This is a genomic window from uncultured Fibrobacter sp., assembly GCF_947166265.1.
Classification (GTDB): domain Bacteria; phylum Fibrobacterota; class Fibrobacteria; order Fibrobacterales; family Fibrobacteraceae; genus Fibrobacter.
In genome coordinates, this window is the sequence record NZ_CAMVDO010000001.1 from 1 (window position 1) to 18,153 (window position 18,153).

General features: G+C 52.3%; 16 protein-coding genes and 1 other RNA gene. 13 read left to right on the plus strand and 4 right to left on the minus strand.

From position 1 onward, the window contains the following. The first annotated feature begins 155 nt into the window (after positions 1 to 155). From Q0W37_RS00005 to Q0W37_RS00015, 3 genes are all read left to right on the plus strand, one after another. Positions 156 to 1,082, plus strand: a complete 927-nt coding sequence (locus tag Q0W37_RS00005; RefSeq protein ID WP_297697552.1) for a DUF4421 family protein — start codon at positions 156 to 158, stop codon at positions 1,080 to 1,082. A gap of 67 nt (positions 1,083 to 1,149) precedes the next feature. Next, on the plus strand, positions 1,150 to 2,256 hold the full coding sequence (locus Q0W37_RS00010; protein WP_297697554.1) for an iron-containing alcohol dehydrogenase family protein: 1,107 nt from the start codon (positions 1,150 to 1,152) through the stop codon (positions 2,254 to 2,256). Between the two features lie 148 nt (positions 2,257 to 2,404). Further along, positions 2,405 to 3,025 (plus strand): formate/nitrite transporter family protein, encoded by a 621-nt coding sequence (locus tag Q0W37_RS00015; protein ID WP_297697555.1) that lies wholly within the window; start codon positions 2,405 to 2,407, stop codon positions 3,023 to 3,025. Positions 3,026 to 3,033: 8 nt separating this feature from the next. On the opposite strand, the gene Q0W37_RS00020 is transcribed toward Q0W37_RS00015, so the two are convergent. Continuing rightward, positions 3,034 to 3,939 carry an MBL fold metallo-hydrolase gene (locus tag Q0W37_RS00020; protein ID WP_297697557.1) on the minus strand — a complete coding sequence of 302 codons (906 nt, stop codon included), beginning with the start codon at positions 3,937 to 3,939 and terminating at the stop codon, positions 3,034 to 3,036. A gap of 123 nt (positions 3,940 to 4,062) precedes the next feature. Between Q0W37_RS00020 and Q0W37_RS00025 the strand changes: the two genes are divergently transcribed. The 4 genes from Q0W37_RS00025 to fliB all read left to right on the plus strand — a co-directional run bounded on the left by Q0W37_RS00025 (position 4,063) and on the right by fliB (position 8,442). Further along, entirely contained in the window at positions 4,063 to 4,968 is a 906-nt protein-coding gene (locus Q0W37_RS00025; protein ID WP_297697559.1) for a hypothetical protein, read from the plus strand. 56 nt (positions 4,969 to 5,024) lie between these two features. Next, the gene (locus tag Q0W37_RS00030; RefSeq protein ID WP_297697560.1) at positions 5,025 to 6,578 is read left to right on the plus strand and encodes an SLC13 family permease; all 1,554 of its coding nucleotides are present in this window, start codon (positions 5,025 to 5,027) and stop codon (positions 6,576 to 6,578) included. A gap of 71 nt (positions 6,579 to 6,649) precedes the next feature. Continuing rightward, complete coding sequence (locus tag Q0W37_RS00035; protein WP_297697562.1) at positions 6,650 to 7,405, plus strand: fibrobacter succinogenes major paralogous domain-containing protein; 756 nt, start codon at positions 6,650 to 6,652, stop codon at positions 7,403 to 7,405. A gap of 68 nt (positions 7,406 to 7,473) precedes the next feature. After that, the gene (fliB, locus tag Q0W37_RS00040) at positions 7,474 to 8,442 is read left to right on the plus strand and encodes a flagellin lysine-N-methylase (RefSeq protein ID WP_297697564.1); all 969 of its coding nucleotides are present in this window, start codon (positions 7,474 to 7,476) and stop codon (positions 8,440 to 8,442) included. Here fliB and Q0W37_RS00045 read toward each other — a convergent pair. Together Q0W37_RS00045 and rnpB are read right to left on the minus strand one after the other, a co-directional pair. Further along, the gene (locus Q0W37_RS00045; protein WP_297697566.1) at positions 8,439 to 8,744 is read right to left on the minus strand and encodes a hypothetical protein; all 306 of its coding nucleotides are present in this window, start codon (positions 8,742 to 8,744) and stop codon (positions 8,439 to 8,441) included. The genes fliB and Q0W37_RS00045 overlap by 4 nt on opposite strands. A gap of 292 nt (positions 8,745 to 9,036) precedes the next feature. Beyond that, positions 9,037 to 9,424: RNase P RNA component class A (rnpB, locus tag Q0W37_RS00050), an RNA gene on the minus strand. Positions 9,425 to 9,495: 71 nt separating this feature from the next. On the opposite strand from rnpB, the gene Q0W37_RS00055 reads away from it, so the two are divergent. The 6 genes from Q0W37_RS00055 to Q0W37_RS00080 all read left to right on the plus strand — a co-directional run bounded on the left by Q0W37_RS00055 (position 9,496) and on the right by Q0W37_RS00080 (position 17,508). Continuing rightward, positions 9,496 to 11,253: a hypothetical protein gene (locus Q0W37_RS00055; RefSeq protein WP_297697567.1), complete on the plus strand. Its 1,758-nt coding sequence runs from the start codon at positions 9,496 to 9,498 to the stop codon at positions 11,251 to 11,253. Positions 11,254 to 11,583: 330 nt separating this feature from the next. Then, positions 11,584 to 12,132, plus strand: coding sequence for a TlpA disulfide reductase family protein (locus tag Q0W37_RS00060; RefSeq protein WP_297697569.1), 549 nt, complete (start codon positions 11,584 to 11,586; stop codon positions 12,130 to 12,132). Between the two features lie 183 nt (positions 12,133 to 12,315). Further along, positions 12,316 to 12,984 carry a (d)CMP kinase gene (gene cmk / locus Q0W37_RS00065; protein WP_297697570.1) on the plus strand — a complete coding sequence of 223 codons (669 nt, stop codon included), beginning with the start codon at positions 12,316 to 12,318 and terminating at the stop codon, positions 12,982 to 12,984. A gap of 35 nt (positions 12,985 to 13,019) precedes the next feature. Then, positions 13,020 to 14,783 carry a 30S ribosomal protein S1 gene (gene rpsA, locus Q0W37_RS00070; RefSeq protein WP_297697572.1) on the plus strand — a complete coding sequence of 588 codons (1,764 nt, stop codon included), beginning with the start codon at positions 13,020 to 13,022 and terminating at the stop codon, positions 14,781 to 14,783. 240 nt (positions 14,784 to 15,023) lie between these two features. Beyond that, on the plus strand, positions 15,024 to 16,544 hold the full coding sequence (locus tag Q0W37_RS00075; protein ID WP_297697574.1) for a phosphopantothenate--cysteine ligase family flavoprotein: 1,521 nt from the start codon (positions 15,024 to 15,026) through the stop codon (positions 16,542 to 16,544). Next, positions 16,537 to 17,508, plus strand: coding sequence for a hypothetical protein (locus Q0W37_RS00080; protein WP_297697576.1), 972 nt, complete (start codon positions 16,537 to 16,539; stop codon positions 17,506 to 17,508). Before Q0W37_RS00075 ends, Q0W37_RS00080 begins: the two co-directional genes overlap by 8 nt. A gap of 95 nt (positions 17,509 to 17,603) precedes the next feature. On the opposite strand, the gene Q0W37_RS00085 is transcribed toward Q0W37_RS00080, so the two are convergent. Continuing rightward, positions 17,604 to 18,128: a PD-(D/E)XK nuclease family transposase gene (locus Q0W37_RS00085; protein WP_297697578.1), complete on the minus strand. Its 525-nt coding sequence runs from the start codon at positions 18,126 to 18,128 to the stop codon at positions 17,604 to 17,606. Positions 18,129 to 18,153: the final 25 nt, after the last annotated feature.

Genomic DNA, 18,153 nt, shown 5'->3' on the forward strand with positions numbered 1-18,153 from the left:
AAGGCATGGCGCGCCCGATTCTGCAAGCAACCTAAAAAGGATTAGAAAATTTTTATATTCTTTCTGTGAAAGAAATCCTGAAAGATATTCCCGGAGCGAAATACCCGTAAAATCTTATAGGGGCTCTTTATGTTATTATCTTTTCAAGGTCCCTGATGAAGAGCGTCCTGAAAATATTCCTGTTTGCCCTGGTGTTCGCAGGGTTTGCCTTTGCCAAAGCGCAAGACAGCGACGAGCCCTCGGTTTCCAAGTTCCGTGAACGGTTCTCGCTGCGTTTCTTGTGCGATTACAATTTCGTGGCTATCTGGAATTCCGCCTACAACAACTCGATGCTCAATTCGAACCGCCCGGTCGATGTGGGCCTCGGCGTCGGTTACGACAGTCTGTTTACCACATTCGGAATTTCGTGGGACGTGTCCGCCGATTTCAAGTACAGCCTCCCTTTTACCACCTCGAATGGGAAATCGGACACCCAGGCTTTCGAGACGGGACTCGACTTTTTCCCGGGAAACTGGTGGCTTGCGGCAAAGCTCCGCTTTTACAGCGGCTTTACCACGGAAGTCGAACACGACGGCGAAAAGGAGCAGGAATTCATTGATCTCTGGTTTGCGGACATGTATTTCTCGATGCTCTGGATGGCGACCGCGAAAGGAAATTTCGCACCCAGGAGCGCCTACTTTTTGGATCGCCGCCAAAAGAAATCAGCCGGGAGTTTGATTATCGGCGGGCGACTGCAGCGAAACATTGCCGAAGACAACGACGGGGTTCTCGGCTACGAAAACGACAAGCGCGACATCACCTCCATCTGGGGTGACGTCGGATACACCTACACCTTCGTTTTCAGCAACGGGTATTTCTGGAATCTCTGGGGCGTTGTAGGCATCGCGTACGGCCGCGAACACGCAGACGACGGCAACCTGCTCTTACCCGAATCGGACATAAAGACCGCTTTTGGCTACATCGGCGAAAAATGGGCATGGAACATCGTTCTTAAAAGCGGGTATTCCGCCATCGCGTTTGGCGAGCACCTGGAACAAAAATACATAGCGGCCTTCGAAATCCTTGTGGTACGCAGGTTCTAGCCTGCAAAATATTCCAACCTCGATTTACTATTTTTTTTGCATACTATCATAACTTCAGGACAATTCTATGCGTTTCTACGTCCCTACGGATATCTATGTTGAAAAAGACTGCGTGAAGAACCATGCGCAGAACTTGCTTACGGTTGGAAAGCGCGCATTCATCATGACGGGCAAGACTTCTGCCAAACGGAATGGTTCTCTAAACGATGTTACCTCCGTTCTGGATGCGGGCCATGTGCCATACCAGGTTTTTGACCAGGTCGAAGAAAACCCATCCACCGATACCGTGGGAAACGCCGCAAAACAAGCCCGCGAATTCGGCGCCGATTACATCATCGGCATCGGGGGCGGTTCCGCTATCGATGCAGCAAAGGCCGCCGCACTACTACTTGCAAACCCGAGTGTTGACGCAGACAACTTGCACAAGGCTCCCGAAAAGCCGCTCGGCCACGTACCCGTCGTTGCCGTTCCGACTACCTGCGGAACGGGTTCCGAGGCAACTCCAGTCGCCATCATCACGAATCACAAGATTCACCTAAAAAAGAGCATTCCGCACCGCATTTTCCCCGCACTCGCACTTGTCGACGGCAAGTACCTCGCTTCAGCCAAGAAAACGCTGATTATCAACACCGCGGTCGATGCGCTCGCCCACATGATCGAAAGCATCCTGAACGTCTATTCCAACGCATTCAACCGCATGTGTCCCGAATACGGTCTCAAACTCTGGGGTGAATTCAAGGACGCGCTCCTTTCCGACGTTCCCGTCGACGAATGCCTTTACGAAAAACTCATGCTCACCTCGACTATCGCGGGCATGTCCATCGCGCATACCAGTACCTCCGTACCGCACGGCATGAGCTACGATCTCACGCTTCATCAGGGCGTGCCGCACGGCCCCGCCGTCGGCTACTTTCTCGCAGCCTACGTAGAAGTCTGCGAAAAGAAAGTTCCCGAAGATGTCAAGCGCATCTTGGCACTTTTAGGCCTCAAAAACACCGCCGATTTCACCGAAATGCTTGACAAACTCATCGGCAAATGCAAGGTTTCTCGCAAAATGCGCGACCAGTTCGCCGCCGCCATGAAGGTGAACCGTTCCAAGCTCGACCTTGTCCCCGGCGGAATCACGCCCGAAGAAGTCGACTCTATTTACGACAAGTCCCTAGTCGTGGAATAGTTTTTCCGTTAACGCGCCGTCGGGCCCACCGCATTGTTTTACGGAAAATGTCGTATCGACAAAATCCGTAAATTCCAAAATAAAGAAAGAAAAAATTATTTCATTTAAAAGTTAGACACGGGTATAAATTTTTCTAAATTTGCCGTCCGTGATTAAAAATCTTATTCTATCGATTTACTCAGGCCTTTGCATCGGTCTTGGCGGAACAGTCTACCTTTCTTGCGACAACAAGATTCTAGGTTCCTTCCTTTTCGGTCTCGGGCTCTTTACCATCCTAAACTTCGGCTTCAACCTTTTCACGGGTAAAGTCGGCTATTTCGTCAACAACAAGCCCAGCTACTGGGGATTCCTCGGAATCGTATGGCTCGGCAACTTTATCGGGACATTCCTCTTTGCCAAAATGATTGCAGCCACGCGTTACGGTGCCACCCTGCAAGCCAAGGCGAACGCCCTCTGCCTCGTCAAGGATGGTGACAGCATCGTAAGTCTCCTCGTACTGGGTATTTTCTGCGGAATGCTGATGTTCATTGCTGCCGACGGTTACAAGAACATCGAGAACCAAGTCGGAAAAGTCGTTGCCGTTTTTCTCCCAGTCATGGTCTTTATCTTGAGCGGATTTGAGCACTGCATCGCCGACATGTTCTACTTCTCGCTCGCCGGAGATTTTTCAGCACTGATGCTTAAATCCCTAATCGTAATTACCGTGGGAAATTCCATTGGCGGCGGACTCATTCCGCTGGCGAGAAAATTCGCGCCTGCGCGGGGATGACCGCAGGTCTACTCCACGAATCCAGGAGGCGGAAGGTGCATTCCTGCCATCAGGAGATTGTTGTCGCGGGCGTACTGCATTAGGCGCTTACGACTTTCGGCAGATTTTTCCTTATCCATGTCGTAGTTGGAATTGATTTCGGGGTGATCCTTCTGCAAGGCGTAACCATGCATCAGGTCGCCCACCACAAGTAGGTTTGCCATCTGGAACGCTGTATGGCCTGGCGTATGGCCCACGGCATCCATCGCAAGCACGCCATGCGGGAGCGTGTCGCCGAAAGCAAACAAGTGAAGACTATCCCTGTAAAGTTCCATGACGTTTTTCTGCAAATCATTCTTCGGAATATCGTTCATCCAAGCGTCATACTCGACTTTACCCGCATAGATTGCGGCATTATTGAAAATTTTTTCCAGTTTTCCGGCAGCGCCCGGTTTCACGAGCCCCGCAATATGATCCACATGGAAATGCGTCAGGTAGACAAGCCCGATAGAATCCGGATTTACACCCAGAGCAGCAAGGCGTTTCATCAACTGGCCCCCAAAGGTGCCAAGGCCCGCATCAAACAAGATGTATTCGCCGTCAACCTGCACTAGGAAGGTACTGACCGAAGCGGGAATTCCTGACGGCAAATTCAGGCTTTCGTAAAGGGAATCACTCGCATCGCTGAAAAGTTCACGTTGCATTCGCTTTTCGCCCATATTGTCCTGAATCCAGGTGACCTTCGCCCCATTCGCGAGCGAAACCGTTTTCGTCCCGTCAACGGCCTCTACAGTTTCAGCAACAGGCTCGGCCTTTTTTGTGGTTTCGGGCACCGCACTTGTTTTAGCGGGTTCCTTAAGCGTTTTCGTATCGCTGCAACCAGCCACTGTCAAGGCCAGCGCAACCGCAAATAAAGAAGCAAAGGCTTTTTTCATATAAACTCCTCAAATTCTTTTGCAATATTTATGCATCGCTATACTTTTGAAATATAATAATCTTGAATCTATTCTAGACACCCTCCCCCATGATTTTTACTTTTAGCGCAAAAGAGACTCCTAATGACTATCTACTACCACCTTCCCGGACTGTTTGAATTCTACGAGTTGTACAAGGCGTTTTTGCCGCTATTCCGCGAGTACCGGGAATTCTTTTACGACTGGTGCGAAATCGGCTCTATATACGGAGCGCCCAGCGACTGTATTTGGGGAGGTGGGCGCGTAGGCTTCGGAGACGCCGATCCCGAAGCGGTTGCAGCCCTCGTGAAGGAATACGGCATTTCAGCGCGGCTTACTTTCAGCAATTCCCTGCTCCGCGAAGAACACCTTGCCGATGCACGGTGCAACGCCTTATGTCGACTTTTTAAAACCGACGGCGCAACCCCCGACGCACCACAAAGCGGAATCATCGTTCATTCCGACCTGTTGCTGAACTACCTCAAGGCCAAATATCCCGACTTTTATTTCGTTTCATCCACTACAAAAGTCATTACCGATTTCGAACAGTTCAAGGCAGAGCTGAATCGCGAAGAATTCCGCTACGTCGTTCCCGATTTCAGGCTGAACAAGCAATTCGACAAGTTGAACGCACTTACGGATGCCCAGAAGCAAAAGGTCGAATTCCTGTGCAATGAATGTTGCTGGTTCGGCTGCTTTGACCGGAAAAAATGCTACGAGAACGTGAGCCAGAAATCCCTCGGAGAAGACTCTTCCGACCACATCTGCGTCTCACCCACAGCACAAAGGGGCTACCGGTTCTCCGACGCCATGAAAAATCCCGGCTTTATCGGAATCGAAGACATCCAGAACACGTACGCTCCCGCCAGGTTTCGCCACTTTAAAATCGAGGGTCGAAGCCTCGGCAGCGCGCTCATTCTGGAATTTCTGCTCTACTACATGACCAAGCCCGAGTACCAGCTCAAGGTACGTGAAGAAATCTACCTGGACAGTTCGCTGGATTTGTTCTAATTTGCCCGTTTTGTAAACATTTACTAGATTTTTCGAAACAATTAAGGTAAAAAAATATGATAGAAGGCTTACTATCTTCCATTGAATTCTGCGGACTGTCCGGAAACGCGTGGTTTTCAATTGCCGTTGCACTAGCCGTCTTTGCAACCCTGATGTTTACGAAACTGAAGGCGGACATCGTTTTTCTTGCTGGGATGTGCGCACTCTTTGTAAGCGGCGTTCTGAACATCACCGAGTCCTTCGGCGGATTCATTTCGCCCTCGGTGCTTGTCATCGCGGCCCTCTACGCCGTCATTGCAGGCCTTAACCACACGGGCGTCCTCAACTGGATTGTAAAGCACATGATGGGGTCTCCCAAAACGACGACTGGCGCTATCGTTCGCACCATGCTTCCTGTCGCCCTGCTCAGTTCTATCCTTACCAATACAACAGTGGTCGCCCTTTTCATCGACGTCGTAAAAATTTGGTCGAAACGATTGGGGATTTCTCCATCGAAGCTTTTGATTCCGCTGAGCTACGCCTCGGGAATGGGCGGCATCTGCACCTTGATCGGAACCCCCACGAACCTTATTATTTCGGGAATGTACACCGATAAAACGGGAGTCCATCTGAGTATCTTTACGACAACGGTTTGCGGACTTTTCTGCTTGGCTGTCGGAATCCTTTCGGTAATCGCCATGCAAAAACTTCTACCGAAATGCACCTCCCCCCTCAGCAGTGGCGAAGATGACGAATTGACCATGGAACTCCGGGTTCCCTCCAAGCATCCGTTCATCGGCATGACCCTTCAGGAAATCTACGAAAACAATCCGAAAGGTTTCCAAAAAGACAAAAACTCCATCCTTTCTATCCGCCGTTTTGACAACGAAGTCGAAGTCGCCACGCCAGATACGTTCATTATGGGCGGAGACCACATCATTGTTTCCGGCAAGCCGAAAACGCTCCAGTGGATTTGCAACAACTTAAACCTGAAAAACGAACACCTGGACGGCATCCTCGAAAATTCGACAAGCAATAAAATCGGGAAAAAGACTCTTATCTCGGCAATCATCATGATTGCCATGGTGCTGTTGCCGGCTTTCGGAGTACTGCCCCTTCTTTCGGCATGTATGCTTGCTGCCGCCGCCATGATTATTTTCCATTGTTGTTCAAGCCAACAAGCAATGGATTCCATCAACTTGTCGATCCTTATCGTCTTTGCAGGGAGTATCTGCATAGGCAAGTCATTTGAAGATACGGGTGTTGCCAAAGCGATTGCAGACGCTCTTTTGACTCTCTGCGGAAGCAACCCCTACATAGCGCTTATCAGTATGTGCGTTGTTGCAACGATCATCACAGAATTCATCAGCAACTCCGCCACGGCGGCCATGTTCTGCCCCATCGCAATTAGCGCAGCGACATCGCTCGGCGTAAACCCGATGACCTTCTGCATCGCCCTGATGATTTCCGTGAGCAGCAGCTTTGCCACCCCCATCGGTTCGCCCACCCACATGCTCGTTTACGGTGCAGGCGGCTACCGCTTTACGGATTTTATAAAAATTGGCCTTCCCATGAACTTCATTATCCTTGCGGCCAACATTTTCATAACCTTGATCATTTTCCCGTTTTAAACAAATCCCAACCCCTGCGTAAAGCCTAGATTTTTTTACATTTACAAGGTATCAACAAGAAAGGAGAAACCATGCATACATCCTTCGTCGTGTTCAACATCATCGGCCTTGCAATCATTGTCATTGCGGCATTCCGCATTGGTGTGAAAGTCAGCAAAGCTTCCAAAAGAGAAGCCCCCGAAGCCCAGAACAAGGTAACCCCCGAAGAAAGCTTCGCCAAGAATAATGAAAAGTTCAAATACGGAACGTTCACGGACGCCCGTGACGGCGAGACCTACCACACCGTACAAATCGGCAACCAAGTCTGGATGGTCGAGAACCTGCGTTTCAAGACGGAAGGCAGCTACGCCCCCGGCAACGAAGAAGAAAACGTAAAGACTTACGGACGCCTCTACACGTGGACGGCAGCCCTGAACATTCCGTCGGAATACACGGAACAGTCCCCGGCAAAAGACCTCAACATGTACCACAAGATAAAAGAGGACAACTACCAGGGTATCGCCCCCGAAGGTTGGCACATTCCGAGCCTCAAGGAATGGGAACAGCTGATGGACAACCTCCCCGCAAAGTCTGGCGGAAAAGAACTGCGCAGCGAAAGCGCGTGGCTGAACCCCGGTACCGACTCCTTGGGATTCTTCGCGCTCCCTGCCGGATACCGTTTCGACAACGGCACCTATTGCCAGTTCGGCAAGCGCGCCCGTTTCTGGTGCAAGGACGAATACGGCAAGTCTAACGCCTACCGCCTGAGCCTCACCATCAATTCCATGGACATCGAAGGCGTCTACAGGTCCGACGCCATCTCGGTACGTTGCGTGAAAAACGTTTAACCTCTACTCGCGATTTTTCAGCATCCTTCACGACTCCCGTGAAGGATTTTTTATAACCGGATTATCGAATGATTTTACGCAAGCCAGACTTTTACGACAAATTCAAGTGTATCGCCGAGCGCTGCAGCGACACATGCTGTGTCGGCTGGGAAATCGACATAGACAAGGCCTCGCAGGACGCCTACCGCAAAGTAGCGGGAACATTCGGCGACAAGCTTCGCGAAAACATCGAAGACGGGCATTTCAAGTTGCTCCCCCACGATCGTTGCCCTTTTCTTACCAAAGACAATCTCTGCGAAATATACACCCACCTGGGCGAAGGCGCCCTGTGCGAAATCTGCACGGAACACCCGCGGTTCGTAGAAGTCTACGGAGACATCATGGAACGTGGACTCGGACTCTGCTGCGAAGAGGCTGCCAGGCTTTTGCTTACAGGCGAAGGGCCACTCCAGTTCACCGCCTGCGAATGTGACGAAATCGAGGACGAACTGAGCGAAGACGACATCGACATCCGCAACCAGGTCTTTTACGAACGGGAACAGATTTTTAGCGCCCTAGCCGATTCCACGAAACCTCTTGCCGACAGATTCTACGTTGCCTTCGGTTACACCCCCGAAAACCCCTTCGCGCCGCTAAAGAATGCGGACGCCTATCTGGAACTCCTTTCCAAGACAGAAAGTTTCGGCCCCGCATGGGACGACGCCCTTGCACGAATCCGTAATCGCATCGAGGCAAGCCCTTCGGAACAAGCAGCTGAAATCGAGGACGAAGGATACTTTTCCGAAAACGAGGGCGCACGCCTACTCGCCTACCTTATTTACCGGCATTACGCCAAATGCCTTTTCGAAGGCTACGAACAAGGAAAGCGACTGTTCCCCTTGTTTTTCTGGAATACGGTAAGGTTCTTTGCTCGCGAACTTGCCGGGGAATGTTCTCCTGAGCAAATCAAGATAAACGCCGTCAAGATTCTTTCAAGGCAGTTGGAATACTGCGAAGAAAACATGACGCTAATCGAAAGCACCCTGGATATGCTTTAGGAAATCATCGGGGCAACCGTCAAAATGACAAGCCCGATGAGCACCGCGTTCAAAAAGAAAAACGTACGACGGACAATCTTGTAGAAAAGCGGAAGCCAGTGGAAAACGTGGTCTGAGGGCTGCAAAAGTTCCTTGAAACCGAGAAACACACTGATCGCACCAGTCACGATCATCATCATCGCACCCACGTAGTAGCCCTGATTCCACACGGCCACGGTAAGCGCAATCCCCATAAGCATGGCGATAACGCCGATAACGACTCCGATACGTAAAACTAACCTATTCAGCTTTTCCCTATTCATATCTTGCTGAAATATAAAAAAGGAGAAGGCCTCTGCGTAAAGCGGAGGCTCGCTGAATTTGGGAAAGGAGGGTGTTAGGGAGGGCGGAGCCTTCCCTTGTTGGGGAAGGCCTCTGCGTAAAGCAGAGGCTCGCTGAATTTGGAAAAGGAGGGTGTTAGGGAGGGCGGAGCCTTCCCTTGTTGGGGAAGGCCTCTGCGTAAAGCGGAGGCTCGCTGAATTTGGGAAAGGAGGGTGTTAGGGAGGGCGGAGCCTTCCCTTGTTGGGGAAGGCCTCTGCGTAAAGCAGAGGCCTTCATAAAGGAGCAGTTGTAAGCCGGGTTTTGTTCCCCTTGCGGGGCGATGACCATCTCTCTGGACGAATCGTTACCGACCGCCTCAAGCAACCTACCCGAATTCCAGCTGGTGCGGGCCGCCCCAGGTTCACTTGCGTGAACGGAATTCTGCTTGGTCTTGCACCGGATGAGGTTTACCATGCCACCCCTGTCACCAGGTGTGCGGTGAGCTCTTACCTCGCCATTTCACCCTTACCGCGCAGGGCCGAAACCCTACGAGGCGGTTTACTTTCTGTTGCACTTTCTGTCGTGTTTCCACGCCTGGACGTTATCCAGCATCCTGCCCTGCGGTGCCCGGACTTTCCTCCAGCCTCGATTGCTCTCAGCCAGCGGCCATCCGCCACTCCACCCTCAAATATAGAAAAACGAAGCATCTAGTACAAGTCTTAGGCAGATGCATTTTTCTATATTGTCCGCGTCATGCCGATTATTTTGTTCATTCTCTTGCTTGTACCCTTCGTTGCCCTTGCACAAGACACCCCCGGTGCATTCAAGATCGACTCTATCCGATACAACATCGGCGACGCCTTTGACGACTCCAAGTACCACACCAAGTACGACAAGTGGGCCTACGACCTCCTGAACGGAATCCATATCGAAACCCGCGAATCAACCGTCAGAAAGCTGTTGCTTTTCAATCAGGGAGACACCGTCACCAAGCTCCAAGTACAAGAAGCCGAACGATTCTTGCGTAGCCAGAATTTCCTTTCGGACGCAAGCATTGACATTTCTAGCGAAGAAGGCAAGAACATCGCAACGGTCACCACGAGCGACAACTGGACACTTGCCGTACCGGTCAGTTTCGGCTTTTCCGGCAGCGAATGGAACTACGACAATCTTAGCTACGGCATCGGCATCCAGGAAAGCAATTTCCTCGGACTCGGGCAAAAGCTCGGTTTCTATTTCGGCCACGACGAATTCCGCGACATGTGGCAGGTGGAATACGGCGACCCGCATTTCCTGTTCCGCTACAACCACCTCGACTTCCTGTACAGCAAAAATACCGACGGCTACCTCGCCTACTGGAAAATGTACATGCCCTTCCTCAGCCGGAGCGTAAACCAGTGGGCCTACACCATCGAAGGAATCAAGAACAAGCGAACGGCCTACTACTACGGCAGCGGTAAGCTCCCGCCGGGAGCAGTCCTGTACGACGCCAGAGAAAAATTCGGACAAATTCCCATATACAACACCAAGAAAGCGATGCTCGACTCTTTCCCGCTTTACAACGGCAAGAAGGCGATGCAGCTGATGAGAGTGAACGACTTTATCAACGACTCGCTCAGCCTTAGGCTCAGCCGTTCCTTTGGCGGCACCTACCGCAAGCTCTACATCGGCGCAACCTACGACTACCACTACAGCACCGCAAGTGAAGGGACATTTATCCCCACCCGGTTTACCGACGGCGACACCACTTACGTCATAGATTCAACATTTGCCTACAACGAATGGTTCCCCGACCAGAGGGATTCCCGCCTCGGACTTTACCTCATGGTATCCAACATCCGCTACGAGAAGATCAAGAACTTTCACAATGTCAAGTGGACCGAAGATATCGAGAAAGGCTATTCAGTCAAGGCGCAAATTTCAAAGAATTACGAGCAAATCGGAGCAACCGACAATGACATCCGTCTAGATTTCTGGACAAACCTGATGCTCGGGCGTCACATGCACCATCTGACGCTTTCGACCGAGATGAACTTTTACCTCGATCATGGAGAAAGCCACGACTATTACGGAAAAATTTCGGGCGAATACATTTTCCACCCGAGCAATACTTTCTCGACGGCCCTTTCCGGTCTTGCCGACTTTTATGAAGACGCCCGCTACGGAAAGCAGGTCACACTCGGCGGCATCAACGGTTTTGCAGGATTCCCCACCGGATTCTATGCAGGACAGGCGCGCGTATTCGCGAACCTGGAGCAGCGCTATTTCTTTGACTTTGAACTTGCCACCCTGCGCCCCGTCTTCGTCATTTTCGAAAGCGTCGGCGAAACCGCCTGGGACCTTTCCGATATCAACCGCAAGGACCTGATTTACCTTACGGGCTTCGGCGTACGTTTTGCCCAGACCAAGTCCATCAGCCGACTCATCAACAAGATAGACGTGAGCATCCCCCTGAACGGAGAACGCAAGGGCGAACCCCACTACTCCATCATCACGACGTATAACTTGTAGTAGATAGTGACACGAACGTGTCTTCCTGAGCGGAGGGCAATGCCCGGAGTCGAAGGATCTCTAGCAGAAAAGCTTTGATGGATCCCCTCCCGTTGGTCGAGGATGACTCTGCGAATTAAGTCATCCTGAAGCGATGCGACGGGATCCAGGAATAAGGTTCCTGAGCAGCGTGTTTTTTTTCACATTTTGGCCGATTTCGAGGCTTTCTTTTTACAAAATTTGATTTTTTTTGAAGTTTTTCCGTCTTACGGGGCATTTTTTTCGTATTTTAATGAAGTCGGGTCCAGCAAGCGCTAGCCCCTGGTGTTTTGTCTTTGAAAGGTATCGAAAATGCGATTTGTATCGAAGTTATTGAGTGTTATAGCCGTTGCCACAGTAGTCCCCTTCGCGCAGCTTGCCCCTGAGCCCCAAATGGCGGATGTGCAGCTGATGCAGGACAGCTCAACAAACCAGCCCATGAAGATGGACTTTTCCAAGCCACTCACAGGCATTAGCGATCCGGGTATTTTATTCAGCCACTTCGCCAACAAGCCGCTTTTGATTTACTACTTCAGCCCCAAATGCCCGCATTGTCAACGCCATATCTCCGAAATTCAGGACCTGGTCAAGGAATACGAACCGGCGGGCCTCACGGGGATAGCCATTGGCCTTGGCGGGGGCATCAAGAAAAACGACATTCGCCTTTTTATCGACCAGTTCCATGTATCTATTCCCGTATTCCAGGATAGCGACTACAAGTTCGGGCCTGCCTACGGAACAGGTTACATTCCGGTGGTCTTCGTGGTGCAAAAAGACGGCACTTTCTACCGTTACGAAACCCTGAACGAAGCAAACATGAACCACATGCGCGCAACGCTCAACAAGATGTTCGGCAAATAAACGGCTAAAAGGGCGCATATAGCACGGTTCGGTCATGTCAATTCGTGCAAGCACGATTGACGCGACTCTCGCCTTAAGCTAAATTGGCGCCCTTTCTGGGCGCATATAGCACGGTTCGGTCATGTCAATTCGTGCAAGCACGATTGACGCGACTCTCACCTTAAGCTATATTTGTCCCCACTCATGAGTAATTCTGAAAACTTTGTCATCGCCCTTGACGGGGGATCCGGTACCGGTAAGAGTACCACCGCAAAAATCATTGCCAAGAAATTGGGTATTACCTACCTCGACACAGGCGCCATGTACCGCGCCGTGACGCTTGCCGCCCTCGACGCAGGACTCAGCGCCGAAGAAGGCCCCGCAATGGACGAATTGCTCAAAGGCCTCACCCTCGGGTTCGACTCCGAAAACCGCATCCTCATTAATGGCATCTGCCGCGAATCTGAAATCCGCGGGATGCGCGTTTCTAGCAACGTGAGCATCTACTGCGCCCTCCCGTCGGTTCGCGCCGCCATGACAACGCAGCAGCGCGAAATCGGCAAGAAGCAGAGCTGCATCCTGGATGGCCGCGATATCGGAACAGTCGTTTTCCCCGATGCCAAGTACAAGTTTTTCATGGTGACGGACGTAAAGGTCCGCGCCGAACGCCGCTACAAGGAACTCCTTGAAAAAGGCGAAAAAGTTACCCTCGAAGAAGTCCTCAATAATCTGGTCGAACGCGACCGCCTGGACTCCTCTCGTGCGACCGCCCCGTTGAAAAAGGCGGACGATGCTATTGAAATTGACACTACACACATCTCAATCGAACAACAGGTTCAAAAGATTCTCGACTACGTAGGTGTAGTGGCGTAGCCTGAATTTTTTGTTCCACAACCCAACTAAACAATATGTCTCAAAATCTCAAATTCGGTACCGCTGAAGATCTCGCTGAAATCCTCGCCGCTCAGGGCGAATGCAGCCCCGACTTCCGTAAGCAGAACGCTGACGTTTACGCTGGCATGGATTGCCTCGAACAGGGCAAGCTCGTCACCGGTAAGATCAGCCAGGTGAACGACCAGGAAGTCCTGATCGACGTGAACTACAAGTCCGAAGGTGTCATTGACCGTGCTGAATTCAAGGACACGGACTCCCTCGAAATCGGTTCCGAAATCGAAGTGTTTGTCGAAAAGCTCGAAGATGAAGACGGCCGTCTTATCCTCTCGAAGCAGAAGGCCGACTTCGTGCGCGTGTGGGATCGCATCCACGCTGCATTCGAAAACAACGAAGTCGTGCGCGGTACGCTCACGAAGCGTATCAAGGGCGGTGTGGTTGTCGACCTGTTCGGCATCGACGCCTTCCTCCCGGGTTCCCAGATCGACCTCCGTCAGATCCCGGACATCAACGCTCTCATCGGCCAGGAATTCGACCTCAAGGTTATCAAGGTCAACAAGGCTCGTCGCAACATCGTCGTTTCTCGCCGTGTCGTTCTCGAAGAAGAACGCAACAAGCAGCGTGGCGACGTTCTCGAAACTCTCGAGAAGGGTCAGGTCCGCAAGGGTATCGTCAAGAACATCACCGACTTCGGTGCATTCATTGACCTCGGCGGCGTAGACGGCCTCCTCCACATCACCGACATGAGCTACAAGCGCATCAACCACCCGACCGAAATGCTCCAGCTCGGCCAGGAAGTCGAAGTTATGGTTCTCGACTTCAACGACAAGAAGGAACGCATCTCTCTCGGCATGAAGCAGCTTAAGCCGCATCCGTGGAAGGATATCGCCGAACGTTATCCGGAAGGCGCTATCGTTAAGGGTAAGGTTGTTTCCATTACCGATTACGGTGCATTCGTTGAACTGGATAGCGGCGTCGAAGGCCTCATCCACGTTTCCGAAATGTCCTGGACCCAGCATGTCAAGCACCCGTCCAAGATCCTCGCTGTGGGTCAGGAAGTGGAAGCTGTCGTGCTCAAGGTTGAAGAAGATGCAGAACGCATCTCTCTCGGCATGAAGCAGCTCGAATCCGATCCGTGGGATTCCATCGAAACCGAACTTCCGCCGGGCGCACGCGTCGTTGGCGAAATCCGCAACCTCGCTTCCTTCGGCGCATTCGTCGAAATCAAGGAAGGTGTGGACGGTCTCATCCACGTGTCCGACATGTCCTGGACCAAGAAGATCACTCACCCGAACGAAATGGTCAAGAAGGGCGACAAGGTCGAATGCGTCGTGCTCGCTGTCGATAAGGAAAAGCGTCGCATTTCTCTGTCCATGAAGCACCTCACCGAAGATCCGTGGGACACCATCGATTCCACCTACCCGGTGAACAGCGAAGTGAAGGGCAAGATCGTTCGCATGCTCGACCGCGGCGTCGTGGTTGAACTTGCCGACGGCATCGAAGGCTTCATCCCGGTTTCCAAGCTCACCACCGAATACATCAAGGTTCCGGCCGATGCATTCAAGGTTGGCGACGAAGTTCCGGCTACCGTGACCGAAATCGATCAGAACAACCGTAAGATCTTCCTCTCTGTGGTTGACTACTTCAAGAGCCGCGAATCCGCCGAACTGAAGGCTTGGATGGACGCTCACAAGCCGGGCGAATCTGGCACCACCATCGGTGAAGCCGCCGCCCCGAAGAAGAAGGCTTCCAAGAAGAAGGCTGACGAAGCTGAAGCTTAATTAGAGCAACTACGTCATTGCGAACCCGAAAGGGTGAAGCAATCTCTAGCAAGCATTAAATAAAAGCTTAAGGAATCCCGCGGGTAACCGCGGGGTTTCTTATATGACCGCTCGGCTCTATCGCACGAACAAGAATGTGATATCGCCTCGCTCTCGCAACCGCCCTCGGTTAACACCCGAGGGCTTTGTTGCTCACGAAATGACAGAGCGTGGGGGAATGAAATTTCTATCTTAGGTAGCATGAATCTCGCTGGAAAGAAAATTTTGCTCGGAGTCTCGGGCGGCATTGCCGTGTATAAGAGCTGCGAGCTGTTGCGCCTGCTGCAAAAGAAGGGCGCCGAAGTGCGCGTGTGCATGACCGACGCAGCGACAGAGTTCGTAGCGCCGCTGACTTTTGCAAGCCTCTCCAAGTGCCCCGTGTACCTGAAGAACGGAGCCGTCGAGGCGCGCCCTTTCCAGCACATTGATTTTCCGCGATGGGCAGACCTTTACCTAGTGGTGCCCGCGACAGCGAACGTCATCGGTAAATTTGCCTGCGGCATTGCCGACGATCCGGTGAGCCTTTGCTTTATGAGCTGCACGTGCCCGCGGGTGATTGCGCCTGCGATGAATGTGGCCATGTACAATTCTCCGGCGGTAAAGCGCAACCTCGAGATTTTGCGCGGATTTGAAAACACGACCGTGTTGGAATCGCCTGCAGGGGAACTCGCCTGTGGCGAAGTCGGACAAGGTCGCCTGATGGAACCGGCAGAAATTGTCGCTTATTTGGAGACGAGAGACGACAAATGCGTAGATCGAGTGTCGCGACCAAGCTTGCTTGGGCATGACCGAGATCAGCATTTGGGACAAGAGCGAAGCGATTGTCCAAAGACGAGAGACGAGAGTAGGAATTCGGCAACAAACAAGTTCACAGAGCCTGCCGAAATGAACGCTGCCGAGAAGGGGGCAAGCCTGCCCCTCGCTGCAGCCGCTTGCGCGTCTTCCGCTACCCCATCTAACGGGGGACACCCCCGTAACGCCCCCGCGCCAGCTTGTCCTGTCGCAAAGGACATCGCCCCGACGAAAGACGCGACACTCCCCGGCTACGGCAAGAAAGTCCTGTTGACTGCTGGCCGCACCGAAGAAGCAATCGACCCGGTGCGCTACATCAGCAACCGCAGCAGCGGAAAGACCGCCGTCGCACTCGCCTCGGTATTCTACGCCAACGGTTTCAGCGTCGAAGTCGTCGCGGGCCCGATGGAGGCGGCGTTCCCGGGCGGAGTGAAAGTGACCCGCGTGAAAAGCGCCCGGGACATGCACGACGCCGTGATGGAGCGACTCCAAGATGCAGACGCCGTCGTGCATTGCGCAGCGGTAGCGGACTACCGCCCCGCCCACGCCGCCACCGAGAAAATCAAGGATAGCCGCAGCCAGCTGACTATAGAACTTGTACCGAATCCAAACATTCTCCGCGACTGCACCGCCGCCCGCAAGGCAAACACCGAATCCGCATCAGGAAACGCGGTGCATAAGCAGGTGATTATCGGATTCGCTCTTGAAACGGACCACTTCGAAGAACACGCCGCTGAAAAATTGGAAAAGAGCAGCGCCGACGCACTTCTACTAAACGCACCCGTGGCCGCCGATTCGGGCTTTGGCCGCGACTGCGTACGCTTCGCCCTGGTGAAAAAGGGAAGTCCCGTTCCACCACTCGCCATGGGCGAAAAGGTCGATTTGGCCGAGACGATTTTGAACTTTTGCCTGGAGCGCCTGAATGGCTGACGAATTTGACTTTAGCGAACTGCGCAACTACCTTTCAGGACAAATCGACCTGGGCGAAGCGGAACTCTTGCTAGACGAGCCGTGGACGCTTACGCGCAAGCCTGCAGCACCAGGAGCGTCCGCACCCACTGCACGCCCAGCGGCAGCCCCTCGACCTGTTCCGCCGACTCCGGCCGCTGCCTCCGCAGTACGCCCGGTGCCGCGCAACCTGCCACCACAATTTCCAAACAGCACGGTACCCGGCGCCTCCAGCGCACCCGCCGATATTCCACAGGCCCCGATTCCGGATACCACCGGATTCGCACCGTCCCTTTTCGGTGCCGTCGACTCCAAGGCAACCGCCATTCCTGCCGCCAATATGCCGACCGCACGTACCGTCAAGCGCACCGCATCCGCATACGAATCAGCAGGAACCCTTGACGCCTTCTACGACGCCATCAAGGGCGAAGCCCTATACGCAAAAGAAGCAGCACTCGCCCACTACACAGGCCCCGCCAAGCCGAAATTGCTTTTCCTGCTCCCCGCCATTAAAATGGCCGAGGCAGCAAACATCTCTGCGACAAGCACCGACGTTTTCTTCGGGACAGCTGTCGGACAGATGCTTTCGCGCCTGTTCGCAAGCCTAAGCATCGAACAAAAGGACATCGGCATCACGTATTTCTTCAAGTCGACTGAACGTGCGCTCGCGCCGCTTCTCGAAGCTGCGCTCCGCAAGATGCTCACCAAGGAATTAAGCTTCATCCAGCCCGAAATCATGGTGACCTTCGGGCAGCCGCTCTTCTACCAGGTCTTCGGCAAGGGCAAGAATTTCGACGACAACGCAGGTACCGCGATGGATTTTGCAGGGACCAAGAGCGTTGCTCTCGTAGATCCGTATGCCATGGTGAATGACAAGCAGATGAAATGGCTCACTTGGAAGGTTCACATCCCGCGCAGCGGAATGTTTACCGTAGCAGCTAAATAACTTTTCGTTGATTACAGATAAAGTTCTGAAATGATAATACAAAAGCCAGCCCGAGGAGGGCTGGCGAAATTTATTCAGTTTTTTTATTCAAGCAATTAAAGTTCGCGAATTTCTTTTTCGGAAAGCTTAGTAGCTTCCTTTATAACGGAAATATCAACGCCATTATCGCGCAGGTTCTTCGCAATTTCGCAGGCTGTTTGATGTTTTAGCCAAGCTTCATCAAAGTCTTTCATCAATTCGCAACGCATATACCTAGCACTAAAATTACACAACTTCACCTCGTTTTGCAAGACCTTGAATACGGGGTCGGCTGCAAACTCGCTAAAATCGGCTTCACGGTTGAGCGTATCGATGGCACGAAGCCATTGAGCAATGCGGCTATTGTCGCCTTCGAACTTTTCCTTCTGCTTGAGGAACTTGTTCACTTCGATGAGAGTCACCGTCTGCCGATCGAAATACACACGCTGCTCTTGATTGCGCAACTGCACCTTATGACGATAATTCGGGGATTTCTTGAACGCATCGAAGAACTGGAAACTGACTACATGCAAGTTTTCCAGGCGCGTAAACTGTCCAACCTTTTCCATAGCGCTCGTAAGACGAGCCACATAAAGAACCAAACGGTCATACTACTAACAGAGACCG

What these genes read in the sequence shown, in the direction of transcription:
- Q0W37_RS00075 (WP_297697574.1), top strand. Translation starts at nt 15,024, where the DNA reads ATGAATCTCGCTGGAAAGAAAATTTTGCTCGGAGTCTCGGGCGGCATT.
- Q0W37_RS00030 (WP_297697560.1), top strand. Translation starts at nt 5,025, where the DNA reads ATGATAGAAGGCTTACTATCTTCCATTGAATTCTGCGGACTGTCCGGA.
- cmk (WP_297697570.1), top strand. Translation starts at nt 12,316, where the DNA reads ATGAGTAATTCTGAAAACTTTGTCATCGCCCTTGACGGGGGATCCGGT.
- Q0W37_RS00080 (WP_297697576.1), top strand. Translation starts at nt 16,537, where the DNA reads ATGGCTGACGAATTTGACTTTAGCGAACTGCGCAACTACCTTTCAGGA.
- Q0W37_RS00005 (WP_297697552.1), top strand. Translation starts at nt 156, where the DNA reads ATGAAGAGCGTCCTGAAAATATTCCTGTTTGCCCTGGTGTTCGCAGGG.
- Q0W37_RS00035 (WP_297697562.1), top strand. Translation starts at nt 6,650, where the DNA reads ATGCATACATCCTTCGTCGTGTTCAACATCATCGGCCTTGCAATCATT.
- Q0W37_RS00055 (WP_297697567.1), top strand. Translation starts at nt 9,496, where the DNA reads ATGCCGATTATTTTGTTCATTCTCTTGCTTGTACCCTTCGTTGCCCTT.
- Q0W37_RS00010 (WP_297697554.1), top strand. Translation starts at nt 1,150, where the DNA reads ATGCGTTTCTACGTCCCTACGGATATCTATGTTGAAAAAGACTGCGTG.
- Q0W37_RS00020 (WP_297697557.1), bottom strand. Translation starts at nt 3,939, where the DNA reads ATGAAAAAAGCCTTTGCTTCTTTATTTGCGGTTGCGCTGGCCTTGACA.
- rpsA (WP_297697572.1), top strand. Translation starts at nt 13,020, where the DNA reads ATGTCTCAAAATCTCAAATTCGGTACCGCTGAAGATCTCGCTGAAATC.
- Q0W37_RS00025 (WP_297697559.1), top strand. Translation starts at nt 4,063, where the DNA reads ATGACTATCTACTACCACCTTCCCGGACTGTTTGAATTCTACGAGTTG.
- Q0W37_RS00060 (WP_297697569.1), top strand. Translation starts at nt 11,584, where the DNA reads ATGCGATTTGTATCGAAGTTATTGAGTGTTATAGCCGTTGCCACAGTA.
- fliB (WP_297697564.1), top strand. Translation starts at nt 7,474, where the DNA reads ATGATTTTACGCAAGCCAGACTTTTACGACAAATTCAAGTGTATCGCC.
- Q0W37_RS00045 (WP_297697566.1), bottom strand. Translation starts at nt 8,744, where the DNA reads ATGAATAGGGAAAAGCTGAATAGGTTAGTTTTACGTATCGGAGTCGTT.